The following is a 15887-nucleotide window of genomic DNA, read 5'->3' as shown; positions in this document are numbered from 1 at the left end:
GTCAGGAAGATGTCGTTAACCCAACCCCAAATCCTTCAATGGTTGCAAAACTGTACGGTCTTATTCACTCAACATCGGGATTACCTCACTGAGTTGGATACCGCGATCGGCGATGCCGATCACGGATTAAATATGCAACGAGGCTTCGCCAAAGTCGCGGAAAAACTGCCGGAACTTGCGGAACAAGACATTTCCGGCATTCTCAAAACAACCGGCATGACGCTGCTTTCCAGTGTCGGCGGCGCAAGCGGCCCGCTGTTTGGCACGTTTTTTTTAAAAGCGGCACAAAGTGCGGTCGGCAAAAACGAACTCGATCTAGCTCAGCTGCAACACCTCTTACAAGCGGGCGTGAATGGCATTGTGGCACGAGGGCGAGCCGAAGCCGGCGATAAAACCATGTGCGATGTTTGGCTGCCCGTGCTGCAAACATTGACTGACAGTGTGCAACAGCAACTTCCGTTGCACACAGCCTTGCAACAGGCGCTGAGTTGTGCCGAAAGTGCGGTAGCAGCAACCATTCCGATGAAAGCGAAAAAAGGACGCGCCAGCTACTTAAACGAGCGTAGTATCGGACACCAAGATCCCGGTGCAACTTCAGTCATGTATTTATTACAAGGGCTGCTACAGGCAACGCAGGAGGCATAATGGTTAATTTGGTTTTTGTTTCCCATAGTGCAAAGTTAGCCGAGGGGTTGTATGAACTGGCGCTACAAATGCGTGCCGATAACTGTCAAATTGCCCTTGCCGCCGGTATTGACGATCCGCACAATCCGATTGGTACCGACGCGGTAAAAATTATGCAGGCCATTGAAAGGGTATATAGCCCGGACGGCGTGTTGGTTTTAGTCGATTTGGGCAGTGCCATTTTAAGCACGCAAACCGCACTTGAACTGCTTGAAGCGGAAATGGCGGCTAACGTAACCATCAGTGCCGCGCCGTTAGTAGAAGGGGCAATCGGCGCGGTTGTTGCCGCCTCCGGTGGTGATCCGTTAGCGGCTGTCGAACAGGAGGCTTGCTTAGCCTTAGAAGCCAAATTAGCACAATTAAGTTAATCCTGTGATCTGTGCCGCTTGTTTCACCGGAAGGAATCAAGATAGACTAGCTCTGCTATTCACTATCTGATTGGAACAAGGGGCCTACCATGTCATCTTACACCCAGAAACAACGTTCACTGATTCAACAACTCCGCCATATCGTCGGTGAAAAATATCTGCTGACCGATCCAAACCGCACTTTGCCCTACCGACAAGGCTTTCGCTTCGGCAAAGGCAGTGCGTTGGCGGTTGTCATTCCTGCGTCGTTAATCGAGCAATGGCGGATTTTGCAAGCCTGCGTGAAAGCCGATGTGATTGTCATCACCCAAGCCGCCAACACCGGGCTGACCGGCGGTTCAACCCCCGACGGCAATGAATATGACCGCGATATTGTGATTATCAACACCCTGCGTATCGATCACATTCACGTAATTAATCAAGCGCAACAGGTGATTTGCCTGCCGGGCAGCACCTTATTCAAATTAGAGGAATTATTGGCTCAACATGGACGGGAGGCGCATTCGGTGATCGGTTCGTCTTGTATCGGCGCCTCGGTGCTCGGCGGCGTGTGTAATAACTCCGGCGGTGCGTTGGTGCAGCGCGGTCCGGCTTATACCGAAATGGCGCTGTTTGCCCGACTCGATCAAGATGGCGAATTACATTTAATCAACCATTTGGGCGTTGATCTCGGCACAGATCCGGAGGAAATGCTCGCGCGGCTTGAACATAAACGCTACCAAGAAACGGACATCAAGTGCGGTTCGGAGCAAGGGCATGATCACGATTACTGCCACCATGTGCGCCAAGTCGATGCCGATACCCCCGCGCGCTTTAACGCCGATCCGCGCCGTTTGCACGAAGCCTCCGGTTGCGCCGGGAAATTAATGGTGTTTGCCGTGCGCTTAGATACTTTCCCGTTGGAAAAACAGACCCAAGTGTTTTATATCGGCAGCAACAGCACCGCCGAATTAAATGATATTCGCCGTCATATTCTCAGCCAATTCCAATCCCTGCCGGTATCCGGTGAATATATTCATCGTGAAGCCTTTGATGTTGCCACGATTTACGGCAAAGACACTTTCTGGGCAATTAAAAAGTTAGGCACGAATAACTTGCCGAAGCTGTTCAGCCTAAAAAATAAAGTCGATCGCTTGTGTAGCAAAGTGCGGTTTTTACCGAAGCATATTGCCGATAAAAGTCTGCAGTTATTTAGCAAATTGCTGCCGCAACATTTGCCGAAAAAAATGCGCGAATATCGTGATCAATATGAACATCACCTGATTCTGAAAATGGCGGGTGACGGCATTGCCGAAGCCCATGATTTCTTGCAAGCCTATTTTGCCGAACACAGCGGCAGTTTTTTCGCCTGTAATGCGGAAGAAGCGCAAGCCGCAATGTTGCACCGTTTCGCCGTTGCCGGCGCCGCCGTGCGCTATCGGATTATTCATCAGCAAGAGGTGGAAGACATTGTCGCCCTCGATATTGCTTTACGGCGCAATGATCATGATTGGTTTGAAGTGTTGCCGGAAAAATTAAACCGCCAGTTTATCCATAAACTGTACTACGGACATTTTATGTGCCATGTTTTTCACCAAGATTACATCGCGAAAAAAGGCAGCGATCCGATCGCATTGGAAGAGGAAATGCTGGAATTGCTCGATCAACGTGGCGCACAATATCCGGCGGAACACAATGTCGGGCATTTGTATCATGCTAAACCAGCGTTAAAAAAATTCTATCGCCAGTTAGATCCGACCAACAGTTTTAATCCCGGAATCGGCAAAACTTCTAAATTGAAAAATTGGCAGTAAATGGAAGGCACGGTTTAGACCGCACTTAGGTTTTCATTTTAAGATTAATCGTTTCAGTTTTAGGTGGCATAATAGACAAAAAGGTTGAGCAAAGACGACGGCATAGCTTGCCGCAGGTTGTATCGGGAAATTGGTGTTTAACTAACTTGCGTACTCTGAAAATTGCTGCGCTATGAAAAAGGAAAACGCAGCAATATTTGTTGTTGATAACTCTCGACATTAATCGCAACATTCGCACGCTTAGCGTTCAGCAAATTATGAATTTTCAACCAGAGGAAATAAAACAGCGTGGAGAAAAATGCACTGCCGCCTTGTGTATGCCCCATAGTAAAAGGATCGCAAACCAGCGGTTCAACGTTGTCGGTATTCAAGGTGTATCTTAGATTTTTTTGACGCAAATCACGCACGATTAAATTGTGCATTTGGCTGATATTTTGCACATTGGTGATCTAAAAATCTTTGCCTAAACCAATTAAAGTATCGATGCTGTTGGAATTAATATCCTGCGCCGGAATATATGTAATACCTGTCATGTTACCCATTTTTTAATTGATTGTTATCGTTAGATTCTATCGCATTCAATCGGTTAAAACTGAGGGCGGGATCACGATTTATGATCAGATAAACGCAAAAAACCCTTCGCATGACTGCAAAGGGCTTTTGTTCTCTCTATTCAATAATATCCGGCGGTGTCCTACTCTCACATGGGGAGACCCCACACTACCATCGGCGTTACGGCATTTCACTTCTGAGTTCGGCATGGAATCAGGTGGTGCTACCGCACTATCGCCGCCGGAATAATTCGGCTTGATTGTTTTTGCTTCTTCTTACTTTGTTTTGTTCTCTATTTTTTATTCTTTCAGCGTTTCTTTCGCTGTTATTCCTATTCGGTCACAAGCTAATCTGATTCAAACTCCTCGAGCCCTACTCGAGCTTCTTACTTCGCTCTTTCGTCTCTTGTCTTTTCTTACAACTTTCTCTCGGCTTTTGGGTAAAACCCTTGAGCGTTGTATGGTTAAGCCTCTCGGGCAATTAGTACGGGTTAGCTCAATGTATCACTACACTTACACACCCCGCCTATCTACGTCTTCGTCTTAAACAACCCTTACAGTCTTATAGACTGGGAAAACTCATCTCAAGGCAAGTTTCGTGCTTAGATGCTTTCAGCACTTATCTCTTCCGCACATAGCTACCCCGCAATGCTTCTGGCGAAACAACGGGAACACCAGCGGTGCGTCCACTCCGGTCCTCTCGTACTAGGAGCAGCCCCTTTCAATTTTCCAACGCCCACGGCAGATAGGGACCGAACTGTCTCACGACGTTCTAAACCCAGCTCGCGTACCACTTTAAATGGCGAACAGCCATACCCTTGGGACCTACTTCAGCCCCAGGATGTGATGAGCCGACATCGAGGTGCCAAACACCGCCGTCGATATGAACTCTTGGGCGGTATCAGCCTGTTATCCCCGGAGTACCTTTTATCCGTTGAGCGATGGCCCTTCCATTCAGAACCACCGGATCACTATGACCTGCTTTCGCACCTGCTCGACATGTCCGTCTCGCAGTCAAGCTTGCTTATACCATTGTACTAACCTCACGATGTCCGACCGTGATTAGCAAACCTTCGTACTCCTCCGTTACGCTTTGGGAGGAGACCGCCCCAGTCAAACTACCCACCAGACACTGTCCACGACCGCGTGCCGCAGTCTGTGTTAGAACATCAAACCTTAAAGGGTGGTATTTCAACAACGACTCCATATTAACTGGCGTTAATACTTCTCTGTCTCCCACCTATCCTACACATCAAAATTCAATGTTCAGTGTCAAGCTATAGTAAAGGTTCACGGGGTCTTTCCGTCTAGCCGCGGGTACACCGCATCTTCACGGCGATTTCAATTTCACTGAGTCTCGGGTGGAGACAGCCTGGCCATCATTACGCCATTCGTGCAGGTCGGAACTTACCCGACAAGGAATTTCGCTACCTTAGGACCGTTATAGTTACGGCCGCCGTTTACTGGGGCTTCGATCAAATGCTCTCACATCATCAATTAACCTTCCAGCACCGGGCAGGCGTCACACCCTATACGTCCACTTTCGTGTTTGCAGAGTGCTGTGTTTTTAATAAACAGTTGCAGCCAGCTGGTCACTTCGACTGACTTCACCTCTATCCGTTAAGGACTTCAATTACCGTCAGCGCACCTTCTCCCGAAGTTACGGTGCTATTTTGCCTAGTTCCTTCACCCGAGTTCTCTCAAGCGCCTGAGTATTCTCTACCTGACCACCTGTGTCGGTTTTCAGTACGGTTTATGATAAGATAAGCTTAGCGGCTTTTCCTGGAAGTGTGGTATCGGTTACTTCGACTCCGTGGAGTCTCCCCGTCACGCCTCTGATTTAGATGACCGGATTTGCCTAATCATCCATCCTACACGCTTGGACCGGGACTTCCGTCACCCGGATAACCTAACCTGCTCCGTCCCCACATCGCTCTTATCACAAGTACGGGAATATTAACCCGTTTCCCATCGACTACGCTCTTCAGCCTCGCCTTAGGGGCCGACTCACCCTGCCCCGATTAACGTTGGACAGGAACCCTTGGTCTTCCGGCGAGGGGGTTTTTCACCCCCTTTATCGTTACTTATGTCAGCATTCGCACTTGTGATACGTCCAGCAGCCCTCTCGAGCCACCTTCTTCCGCTTACACAACGCTCCCCTACCCAATCAGATGACAGACTTCAGACGTCAGGTTTCGGTGTTTTACCAAAACCTTGTAACATCTTCGCAATTTCTTCGTATTCATTACGCCATCTTTGCCAATCTTGTCCATCTGCATATTTCAAGTCATAACAGTATCTTAACCAAACTCGCATTTCATCAGCACTGCCTATTGCCATGCTAAGAAATCGATTTAAATCCGCTTTAGTACGTTGCCTTGCAAAACCTTCGGCTAAATTTGCACAAATGCTTTTGCTTGCCCGTCTAACTTGGTCTCCTAACGCATATTGCTCTATCTTAGGAAAATCCAAGCTCGCTTGATGAATTTCCAACGACACTTTATAAGCGCGTTGAAACACCTTCAAATCTTCAAACTTGATTGCCATACTGTCTCCTGACATCTGAAATCTGTCATCTGAATGCCGCAGCTTCGGTGCTATGTTTTAGCCCCGTTACATCTTCCGCGCAGGCCGACTCGACTAGTGAGCTATTACGCTTTCTTTAAATGATGGCTGCTTCTAAGCCAACATCCTAGCTGTCTAAGCCTTCCCACTTCGTTTCCCACTTAACATAGACTTTGGGACCTTAGCTGGCGGTCTGGGTTGTTTCCCTCTTCACGACGAACGTTAGCACCCGCCGTGTGTCTCCTAGATAGTACTCTTCGGTATTCGCAGTTTGCATCGGGTTGGTAAGTCGGGATGACCCCCTAGCCGAAACAGTGCTCTACCCCCGAAGGTATTCATCTAAGGCTCTACCTAAATAGATTTCGGGGAGAACCAGCTATCTCCCGGTTTGATTGGCCTTTCACCCCCAGCCACAAGTCATCCGCTACTTTTTCAACAGTAGTCGGTTCGGTCCTCCAGTTAGTGTTACCCAACCTTCAACCTGCCCATGGCTAGATCACCGGGTTTCGGGTCTATATCGTGCAACTCTTCGCCCAGTTAAGACTCGGTTTCCCTTCGGCTCCCCTATTCGGTTAACCTCGCTACACAATATAAGTCGCTGACCCATTATACAAAAGGTACGCAGTCACCCTATCCTCAAGCATACTGCTTTCGGATTGCCGTTTTACTTCGTAAAACGCCCCTTTCACACGCCGATTAATCATCAGTTTCCTGATTGATTTTGGGGTTGACCGTTTTGCTTCGCAAAACGTTAACCGCATTTCAACGTTTTCTATACCACTCTCAATACACTTGAGTGATAGGGCTCCCACTGCTTGTACGTACAGGGTTTCAGGTTCTATTTCACTCCCTTCACCAGGGTTCTTTTCGCCTTTCCCTCACGGTACTGGTTCACTATCGGTCAGTCAGGAGTATTTAGCCTTGGAGGATGGTCCCCCCATCTTCAAACAGGATTTCTCGTGTCCCGCCCTACTTGCTGTTAGCTTAGTACCGTAACTGTGCCTTCGGATACGGGATTATCACCCTCTGCGATTGAGCTTCCCAACTCATTCTCCTAACTCACTTACTATCACTAACGGCTTCTCCGTGTTCGCTCGCCGCTACTTACGGAATCTCAATTGATTTCTTTTCCTCGGGGTACTGAGATGTTTCAGTTCTCCCGGTTCGCCTTGTTAACCTATGGATTCAGTTAACAATAGTAGATTCTTCATCTACTGGGTTTCCCCATTCGGATATCGTGGAGTATTAACGCTTCTTATCAACTCCTCCACGCTTTTCGCAGATTAGCACGTCCTTCTTCGCCTCTGACTGCCTAGGCATCCACCCTGCACGCTTAGTCACTTAACCATACAACCTCAAGAATTTTCAGACCGCACTTTCATTTCAACTAACCACTTTCGTGCCCGTTTCGTTCAGTCCGCTTTCCATTCCCAAAGCCGTCTTCCATTGACTCGTGCGTAAGTTTCCCTACGCTGACCTGCTCAGTGCCTTTTCTCACCAAACAAGCCCAATTCGATTCTCGATTGCTCGATTTTCGAATACTCAGCTCTTACGTCCTCTCGAACGCTTGAGTTCTCTTCAGTTTTTAGCTTGTGTCCAAATTTTTAAAGAACAAATCGGTTTTCACCGATACGATTCAAAAATATCGTGTTATGGCGTCCCCACGGGGATTCGAACCCCGGTTACCGCCGTGAAAGGGCGATGTCCTAGGCCTCTAGACGATGGGGACCGCGACCATAACACGTTATTCTCAAATCTATCAAACAATCTGTGTGAACACCTATACAAAATCATCAGTCATATATAAGGAGGTGATCCAACCGCAGGTTCCCCTACGGTTACCTTGTTACGACTTCACCCCAGTCATGAATCATACCGTGGTAAACGCCCCCCTTCCGGTTAAGCTATCTACTTCTGGTACAACCCACTCCCATGGTGTGACGGGCGGTGTGTACAAGGCCCGGGAACGTATTCACCGCAACATTCTGATTTGCGATTACTAGCGATTCCGACTTCATGGAGTCGAGTTGCAGACTCCAATCCGGACTACGACGCACTTTAAGAGATTCGCTTAAGCTCGCACTCTCGCCTCCCTCTGTATACGCCATTGTAGCACGTGTGTAGCCCTACTCGTAAGGGCCATGATGACTTGACGTCATCCCCACCTTCCTCCGGTTTGTCACCGGCAGTCTCCTTTGAGTTCCCATCTTTACATGCTGGCAACAAAGGATAAGGGTTGCGCTCGTTGCGGGACTTAACCCAACATTTCACAACACGAGCTGACGACAGCCATGCAGCACCTGTCTCTAAGTTCCCGAAGGCACAAGCTCATCTCTGAGCTCTTCTTAGGATGTCAAGAGTAGGTAAGGTTCTTCGCGTTGCATCGAATTAAACCACATGCTCCACCGCTTGTGCGGGCCCCCGTCAATTCATTTGAGTTTTAACCTTGCGGCCGTACTCCCCAGGCGGTCGATTTAACGCGTTAGCTTCGAGAGCCACCCATACAGGCAACCCCCAAATCGACATCGTTTACAGCGTGGACTACCAGGGTATCTAATCCTGTTTGCTCCCCACGCTTTCGCACATGAGCGTCAGTCTTTGTCCAAGGGGCCGCCTTCGCCTCCGGTATTCCTCCACATCTCTACGCATTTCACCGCTACACGTGGAATTCTACCCCTCTCTACAAAACTCTAGATAAACAGTATGAAATGCTGTTCCCAAGTTAAGCTCGGGGATTTCACATCTCACTTATCTATCCGCCTGCGTGCCCTTTACGCCCAGTTATTCCGATTAACGCTCGCACCCTCCGTATTACCGCGGCTGCTGGCACGGAGTTAGCCGGTGCTTCTTCTGTGACTAACGTCAATTGCTCTGTCTATTAAACAAAACACCTTCCTCATCACCGAAAGAACTTTACAACCCGAAGGCCTTCTTCATTCACGCGGCATGGCTGCGTCAGGGTTCCCCCCATTGCGCAATATTCCCCACTGCTGCCTCCCGTAGGAGTCTGGGCCGTGTCTCAGTCCCAGTGTGACTGGTCATCCTCTCAGACCAGTTAGAGATCGACGGCTTGGTGAGCCTTTACCTCACCAACTACCTAATCTCACTTGGGCTCATCTTATGGCGGGCGGCTCGAAAGTCCCACCCTTTAGTCCTAAGACATTACGCGGTATTAGCTACAGTTTCCCGTAGTTATCCCCCTCCATAAGCCAGATTCCCAAGCATTACTCACCCGTCCGCCGCTCGTCGGCAAGAGAGCAAGCTCTCCCCCGTTACCGCTCGACTTGCATGTGTTAAGCCTGCCGCCAGCGTTCAATCTGAGCCATGATCAAACTCTTCAATTCAAGTTCAATCGCTCAACGAATCTCTGACTATAATGTTGAAACCACAAAAGTTTCAATTATGAATTTACTATCAGCACTCATTAAGACTTTAGTTTTTTAAATCTTTAAATTACCAATGCCTTGCACAAGTGCCCACACAGATTGTCTGATATATTGTTAAAGAACAGTCACAATCGTCAGCTTCAAACAGCTGCGTCGTTGTGAGGTGCGCATTATAGACATTCCATAATGCTTTGCAAGGGCTTTTTCTCACTTTTTTGCAATTTATCTTTTGATTGTTCTTTTTTTATACTAAGCATGATTATATTCAAAAAAATTCTGCGTATTTGAAAATATTACCAAGCCTAACCGCAGCCCGTTCATGGGTTGTGTAACCGTCAATATACAATGATTAATGAAATAGGATAAAGGTACCAAATAAAACCGTCAGTAAAGCCAATACCATCGGCACTGCCGTTCTTTTAATGATATCGAACGGCGATACATTAGCCACGCCAGACACAGCCACAATAACCGCAGTAATCGGCGATACGCTACGGGCAATACCAGCAACCAATTGCATTGGGAGTAACATCAACACCGAAGGCACACCGATTGAAGAAGCCACTTTAGGCGCTAATGCAGCAAACGCAAAAAATGGGGCATTCCCCGATCCCATTACCACTGCTGAAAGGGCGATAATCCCCACCATCACTGCCGTCATTGTAAATACGCCAAAGCCCGAATTTTGTGCGCCTGAAATAATAGTATCAATAGCTCCAACCGCAGTTAAGCCCTTAGCGAAAGTTTCCCCTGCGACAATCAATGTGATCACAACCGCAAATTGCTTACCCATTCCGTCAAAAAACACCTGAACATTCGCAAATACCGTTTTCATGTCCCGCTTTCTGATTAATTCAAAAAACATCGCCGTAAACAAACTGATCAACATTGCCGTTACTACATTCATTTTTATCCCAGCAAAGACTAATTTGCTAAATGTTAAAATTAAAAAGAGCGGTAATAGGGGTAAAAGAATATACACAAATGGTGGAATGTCATCCATTGTTACATTCTTCTCAGTAACCTCTTTTTGTTCGGATGCGTCCCCTACCGCTGACTGACGTTTATCAAACCATTTCTGCATAAAAATATGCGCGCCGGCAATCACTAACATCGTTATCACCGCAACCGGAATTTGATAATTGACAAAATAAGCCGCGATATCCACTCCCGCTGTTTTGGAGGCTAAGACTGCATTACCCGAAGCTGGTCCCAAATCAAGACATGCCGTTGTACCAATCACCGCCGTAGCACCTTCCCTACTCACTCCTAAACTGACTAAGATTGGAAATAATGTAATCATTAACAATAATCCCAATCCTGAAGCACTTGGAATAAAAATATTGAGTAATTGCCCAATGATATAAGCAAATCCTAACATCACATAAGGGGCTTTAATTTTTTTTAAGGGTTTTATCGCTGCATTAACTAGGGTTTTACTCGCTCCGATATGATCCATATACCGCGCAAAGCCACCAACCGCCATAATCATCAAGCCCAAATCGGCCGCCCTGGAACTAAAAACCGTTTTGATGAATTCAAAGATATCAAAACCGACCCAACCGGTTGATTTATCTGCGGGTAAAATTTCTCCCAAACCGAATAAAATCGCAAAGCACATGAGAATTATCCCACCGCACATTAAGACAACTTGTGCTTTGTATTTTTTGACAATGAGATAACCAACCCCGACCGTCACAATAAGTGCAAGGATTAAACCAAACATAATTTACGCCTCCTGCTTATTTGATAAACAAAACTTAACCGTTTCATATAACAGTGTCGTACGAGGAATAATTGAGTCCAGCTCTAAGTACTCTTCCGAACTGTGATGCTTACCGCCAACCATTCCCATTCCATCAATAGTCGGCACACCTAAAGCCGCAAAGAAATTCCCATCAGAAGCGCCTCCGGTAGAAACCCACCCAGCCTCAATACCCAGTTTTTGTTTAATTTTGTCAACCTCACGGCAAAATACCAAACTTTCGTCGGTTTTAGCCCAGGGTGGGCGTGTTATCCCACCTTTGATATTAATCCGCACGCCATCTTCGGTGATTACATTGTGTAATGTTTGAATGAAGCCGTCTAATCTTTCAGCTTCTTCCGAAAGCGTAAAACGACAATCTACTTGGATTTTGACATACGCCGGAATAGTATTCGGTGTTGTCCCACCTTCAATAGTCCCTATATTTAATGCAGTTCCTTTTTCAGGTGCCACTTGCTCAAGTAAGATCTGACAAATTTTAATGCAAGCATTGATTGCATTAGCGCCAGCCTCCGGATTTACCGCCGCATGCGCTTCTTTCCCAAAAAACTCGATAATGTATCTAGCAACACCACGGCGTTCATTAACCAGGCTTCCGTTTGCCCTAGCCGCTTCTAATACAATGGCATAACGGGATTTAGCGGCAAATTTTTCTAATAATGGTCTGGAATAAATAGAGCTGATTTCTTCATCCGGATTAAAAATGACACAGATATTGCTATCACCGATTTCATTCTTTTCAGATAGCGTTTTACAAACATAATAGGATTGAATTAGCCCTTGTTTCATATCACAAACACCCGGACCATATGCCCTTTTTCCATCTTGACTGAATGGCCAGGTTGCTAACGTCCCCCGTTTGAACACGGTATCCATATGTCCTGATAGCAATACATCAAAATGATCGGCTTTGCGATTCATACAAATTAGTGCCGAACCTACTGCGGGATCTAAGGGGTGCTCTTCTACTAACCAATTTAACGCTTGGAATTTTTCACGTAGAAATTTAACAATGTCTGCTTTTCCTTGTGGATCATAACTATAAGACTCAATATTAACGATATCTTTTAAATCTTCGATAAAAATATTTCGTTCGACAATAGACATAGCAATCTCCTCATGATGTACGTTATACAACTAAGTTTACATAAAACACCTTGCCGTACAAAAAATAGACAAACATGACGATAAAGAACATAACCTTATGTGTCAAGATGAAAGAGATATTTAATATTTTTAATATATTAATTTGTGATAAAGATCTTTGATTTGCATATTGCATTAATCTATCAATCCGCATAACCCTATAGGTTATGCGGATTGCATGCATATTTGAACATTTTCTTCCGAAATAAAATAGGAATAAACTAGCCTTTCTCCGCTCTCATCCCCTCTTTACGCAAACATAAATTAAGTTTCTCCAATGCCTGCTTTTTTTGCTCTGCCGTCAATAACGAAACCGGTATATTTTTCAGTGCCGCCACTAAGCTCCAATAGAATCCCTGCGTAATAGGAAGTCCTATTTTCTTCATACGGATGTAAGCCATTTCAGCGCCGACCTCACGCAATTGACGTACACTAGTAATGTTGACTTTGCGTAATAATCGTTCATGTTTAAGCTCTAAATTAAATAAGTCTTTCGGACGTTTTTTTTGAGATAATTGAGATTCAAGTTTCGACTGCTGAACTTGTTCAATCGAATGACACAAAATTGATTTATACAATTTATCATTTTGTGTAATTTCAACGGGCAAACAATAATAAAACGACAGTGATAACGCATTATTTCCCTTACGATTTGAGCAAGTCATGGCACCTTCCCGCTCTAAAAATGCAGCTAAACGTCCCTCCGCACGCAAATAAAAAACACCACTTTGCGCAATGCCAAACATATGATTATCCTTATAAAAACCATAACCCGAGAATAAACTCTCTACAGTAATGTTCCCAATTAAACGATTTAGCTTCTCTTTTGTTAAAGACACATATGATTTTGTATTACTCATAAATAAAGTCACTCCATAATCTAATCAAGGTTAATCATCATGAGACACATTAATTTACATTTTAAAATAATGCATGAAGAAAAATGGTTTTTTGTGATCTGTATTCCTAAATTATTTTTAAAACTGGGATCTGCCGTTCAAAAAACAATCGACTCGATTATTTTTTAATCTGCAATTCGCTTCTCTATTCATTGTTTTTTCTTCAAAACTCAAGTAGCATCACTACATGAACTCATAACCTATTCTGGAATAAAGACACATGGCACTAAAAGAGATTTTAACCTTCGTTTCCGACGAACAAAAAGTAGCGGCAGAAGCATTTCTGATCAATTTTAATGCGGAGCGAAGAGAGATGATGACAACCCGTTACAATGCATTAAACCGCTATGCCCGAACAAATCAAATTGTCTTCTTAGGGGATTCAATTACCGAAGAATTTCCAATTAACGAAATGCTGCCGGAGATGACTATTTACAACCGTGGCATTAGTGGTAATGATACTTATGATGTTCTCAAACGCTTACCGGAACATATCTATCCACTACAACCGAAAAAACTTTTTCTGTTAATTGGCGTCAATGATCTAGCAAAATATCCGAATGATCCCCCGCAACAGGTCAGCGAGCGAGTCTCGCAAATTCTTACGTTACTCAAACAGCACTTGCCGCAATGCCAATGCTACTTACTTTCGGTGTTGCCGGTAAACAAATCCCATTCAGCTAAAATTGATCAAGTGATGTTAAGCTTAAGTGATAACCAACGGATTAAAGCGTTAAACAGCCACTTACAAAAAGTAGCGCAAACACACCAAGTGCGGTATCTGGATCTGCACCATCGGTTTTTAAATACTAACGATGAGTTGGAATTGGATTACACCCGCGAAGGATTGCACTTAACCTTAACAGGCTATCAAATCTACTTACAAGCGCTGTTGCCTTATTTGCAAAATTAACCAGTGGAATCGACGAAATGACGACAGAAAAAGAAAAAATGTTGGCAGGGCTGATTTATGACGCCAATAACGATGCCAATCTGATTGCGGAACGGAAAATTTGCAAAGAGCGCTGTTACGATTATAACCAACTACGCCCATCTGCCACTGAAGAGCAACAAACACTGATTCGAACGCTGTTTGGAAAAACCAAAACCCAATTTAGCATCACCGCACCATTTTGGTGTGACTATGGCTATAACATTGAAATCGGTGAAAACTTCTATGCCAACCATAACTTAGTTATTCTGGACGGAGCAAAAGTTACCTTTGGCGATAATGTATTTATCGCACCAGATTGTGGCTTCTATACTGCCGGACACCCGCTTGATGTAGAACGCCGTAATCAAGGACTAGAGTATGCTTATCCGATCACCATCGGTAACAATGTTTGGTTTGGCGGCGGCGTAAAAGTTATGCCCGGCGTCACAATTGGCAATAATGTCGTCATCGCCGCAGGCAGCGTTGTCACCCGCAATATTCCGGATAATGTGCTTGCCGCAGGAGTGCCTTGTCGGGTAATTCGAGAAATTAATGGGAAGGATAAAGCATGAGGTTAATATATTGTTACTATTGGTAATTTTTGTATGGTCATTAATATAGGAAGAACATAGGCATAGTAGACCAAATTGTTGGTAATCATAAAACCAGCTCATTGTTACCAACTCTTTTTATTTAAAAAATCATTTATAAACATTATCTTATGGCTTTTTGTTAATCCATGATGAGCGGATAATTTTCGCTTAAGTTCACTAAATAACCCTTCTAATCTATTTGTTGTATTTTCTATATTTAATTCAGGATACTTCTCAAAGGTAAATAAAAATCTTTATGTCTAATTAAACTTGCATAAGCAGTCCGTACACCACGATGTTTATAAGGGTATTTTCCTTTTTTATCAGGATTATCTGAGCGCTCATTTAAGAATAGTTTATATTTAAAATACTAATATAATGCTTGAGATAAGCGTATTTTTACGGCTTGTTTTGAGGGTTTTAATCACTATTTTTAACGCTTTTCCCGCCGATGATTTTGGCTTGCGCGTTAATTTCCTTATCACTATTGCTACTTGATGAAATTGACACATTTGAATCGGTGCGTTTAAACTATCTTTCAATAATCCACGCTTGCCATCACAAGTAATCGCTTGAATATAAAACCCTTTCTCTCTAAGTTCATTAATGGCTAATCGGTAGTACAACACTTTTTCTGTCGTCACAATTCGATGGTAAACCACCTTTCCGGTTATGCTGTCCATTAAAACAAGTACACCAAAATCATGACCGAAAAATGTGGTATCCATGAGAATATTCAAATGTTTATTAATGGGTAAATTTAGCTGTGTTTTAGGTGCTTTTAATATATGTCTCTGAATAGTTCTTAGAGAACAATGATATTTATCGGCAAGTTGTTTATAAGTCTGTTTTCCAAGCGTGTAATCAAGCTAAATTTTATTTGTTCTGATTTTTTCGGACTGTCCTAGATAACTAAAATTTTCCAGGATAGTGCTTATTAGAAAAAATCGATTAAGTTAGTATAAACAGAGCCGTTTAATTGAGTTATTTGTTGCAGGCGCAATAGTGCGTCTTGCAGCTCAATTAGTCGGCATAAATAAAAACATAGCCGTATAATGGGTTAAAATGGAAAAATGGAAATAGGGCAATTATCTAGGGCAGTCACAAAGTTAATATTAGGTTGGTTCTAAATCATCTGTGTAATGGCTAACCTCGATGACAGCAAATACGAGAACATCAACAATTTCTAAACCACCTGTGTGA

Annotated in this window: 9 protein-coding genes, 1 tRNA gene, 3 rRNA genes, 2 pseudogenes and 1 CRISPR repeat array (1 of these 16 only partly in view); of the genes and pseudogenes, 6 read left to right on the top strand and 9 right to left on the bottom strand. The window is 44.4% G+C overall.

From position 1 onward, the window contains the following. Positions 1 to 9 precede the first annotated feature (9 nt). The 3 genes from dhaL to dld all read left to right on the top strand — a co-directional run bounded on the left by dhaL (position 10) and on the right by dld (position 2845). Entirely contained in the window at positions 10 to 645 is a 636-nt protein-coding gene (dhaL, locus tag ACQ31U_RS06995; RefSeq protein ID WP_431050623.1) for a dihydroxyacetone kinase subunit DhaL, read from the top strand. Next, entirely contained in the window at positions 645 to 1052 is a 408-nt protein-coding gene (dhaM, locus tag ACQ31U_RS06990; protein ID WP_431050621.1) for a dihydroxyacetone kinase phosphoryl donor subunit DhaM, read from the top strand. The genes dhaL and dhaM overlap by 1 nt, the downstream gene beginning before the upstream one ends. An 89-nt stretch (positions 1053 to 1141) precedes the next feature. After that, positions 1142 to 2845 (top strand): D-lactate dehydrogenase, encoded by a 1704-nt coding sequence (gene dld, locus ACQ31U_RS06985; RefSeq protein WP_431050619.1) that lies wholly within the window; start codon positions 1142 to 1144, stop codon positions 2843 to 2845. A gap of 170 nt (positions 2846 to 3015) precedes the next feature. Here the strand turns inward: dld and ACQ31U_RS06980 are convergent, their stop codons facing one another. The 8 genes from ACQ31U_RS06980 to ACQ31U_RS06945 form a co-directional block, all read right to left on the bottom strand. After that, positions 3016 to 3285, bottom strand: a complete 270-nt coding sequence (locus tag ACQ31U_RS06980) for a hypothetical protein (RefSeq protein ID WP_431050617.1) — start codon at positions 3283 to 3285, stop codon at positions 3016 to 3018. Between the two features lie 241 nt (positions 3286 to 3526). Continuing rightward, a 5S ribosomal RNA gene (gene rrf / locus ACQ31U_RS06975) occupies positions 3527 to 3642 on the bottom strand. Between the two features lie 214 nt (positions 3643 to 3856). Then, positions 3857 to 7308: ribosomal RNA gene (locus ACQ31U_RS06970) — 23S ribosomal RNA — on the bottom strand. A 306-nt stretch (positions 7309 to 7614) separates the two neighbouring features. Further along, positions 7615 to 7690, bottom strand: a tRNA-Glu gene (locus ACQ31U_RS06965). 75 nt (positions 7691 to 7765) lie between these two features. Further along, positions 7766 to 9305, bottom strand: a 16S ribosomal RNA gene (locus ACQ31U_RS06960). The 16S, 23S and 5S rRNA genes sit together here with 1 tRNA gene alongside, the layout of an rRNA operon. 391 nt (positions 9306 to 9696) lie before the next feature. Next, the gene (gene dcuC / locus ACQ31U_RS06955; RefSeq protein WP_431050615.1) at positions 9697 to 11073 is read right to left on the bottom strand and encodes a C4-dicarboxylate transporter DcuC; all 1377 of its coding nucleotides are present in this window, start codon (positions 11071 to 11073) and stop codon (positions 9697 to 9699) included. Positions 11074 to 11076: 3 nt separating this feature from the next. After that, entirely contained in the window at positions 11077 to 12219 is a 1143-nt protein-coding gene (locus ACQ31U_RS06950) for a M20 family metallopeptidase (RefSeq protein ID WP_431050613.1), read from the bottom strand. A gap of 260 nt (positions 12220 to 12479) precedes the next feature. Further along, on the bottom strand, positions 12480 to 13118 hold the full coding sequence (locus tag ACQ31U_RS06945) for a TfoX/Sxy family DNA transformation protein (protein ID WP_431050611.1): 639 nt from the start codon (positions 13116 to 13118) through the stop codon (positions 12480 to 12482). Between the two features lie 259 nt (positions 13119 to 13377). Here ACQ31U_RS06945 and ACQ31U_RS06940 point away from each other — a divergent pair, with 259 nt between their 5' ends. Further along, positions 13378 to 14070 carry a GDSL-type esterase/lipase family protein gene (locus ACQ31U_RS06940; RefSeq protein WP_431050609.1) on the top strand — a complete coding sequence of 231 codons (693 nt, stop codon included), beginning with the start codon at positions 13378 to 13380 and terminating at the stop codon, positions 14068 to 14070. A 17-nt stretch (positions 14071 to 14087) separates the two neighbouring features. Then, positions 14088 to 14663: a sugar O-acetyltransferase gene (locus tag ACQ31U_RS06935; RefSeq protein ID WP_431050607.1), complete on the top strand. Its 576-nt coding sequence runs from the start codon at positions 14088 to 14090 to the stop codon at positions 14661 to 14663. Between the two features lie 383 nt (positions 14664 to 15046). Here the strand turns inward: ACQ31U_RS06935 and ACQ31U_RS06930 are convergent. After that, positions 15047 to 15538, bottom strand: a pseudogene (locus ACQ31U_RS06930) (IS256 family transposase, variant Zn-binding type); the annotation flags it as partial. Positions 15539 to 15620: 82 nt separating this feature from the next. On the opposite strand from ACQ31U_RS06930, the pseudogene ACQ31U_RS06925 reads away from it, so the two are divergent. Continuing rightward, a pseudogene (locus ACQ31U_RS06925) lies at positions 15621 to 15734 on the top strand (IS1595 family transposase); the annotation flags it as partial. Between the two features lie 73 nt (positions 15735 to 15807). Beyond that, a CRISPR array of direct repeats spans positions 15808 to 15887; the repeat unit is 28 nt (it continues 308 nt past the right edge of the window).

This window comes from Testudinibacter sp. TW-1 (assembly GCF_050613185.1).
GTDB lineage: Bacteria > Pseudomonadota > Gammaproteobacteria > Enterobacterales > Pasteurellaceae > Chelonobacter.
The sequence above is the reverse complement of the archived record's forward strand: the minus strand, read 5'-3'. Positions and strand labels throughout refer to the sequence as shown.

Coding starts and splice junctions, on each gene's coding strand:
- ACQ31U_RS06950 (WP_431050613.1), bottom strand. CDS start 12,219: ATGTCTATTGTCGAACGAAATATTTTTATCGAAGATTTAAAAGATATC.
- dhaL (WP_431050623.1), top strand. CDS start 10: ATGTCGTTAACCCAACCCCAAATCCTTCAATGGTTGCAAAACTGTACG.
- ACQ31U_RS06940 (WP_431050609.1), top strand. CDS start 13,378: ATGGCACTAAAAGAGATTTTAACCTTCGTTTCCGACGAACAAAAAGTA.
- dhaM (WP_431050621.1), top strand. CDS start 645: ATGGTTAATTTGGTTTTTGTTTCCCATAGTGCAAAGTTAGCCGAGGGG.
- dcuC (WP_431050615.1), bottom strand. CDS start 11,073: ATGTTTGGTTTAATCCTTGCACTTATTGTGACGGTCGGGGTTGGTTAT.
- ACQ31U_RS06935 (WP_431050607.1), top strand. CDS start 14,088: ATGACGACAGAAAAAGAAAAAATGTTGGCAGGGCTGATTTATGACGCC.
- dld (WP_431050619.1), top strand. CDS start 1,142: ATGTCATCTTACACCCAGAAACAACGTTCACTGATTCAACAACTCCGC.
- ACQ31U_RS06945 (WP_431050611.1), bottom strand. CDS start 13,118: ATGAGTAATACAAAATCATATGTGTCTTTAACAAAAGAGAAGCTAAAT.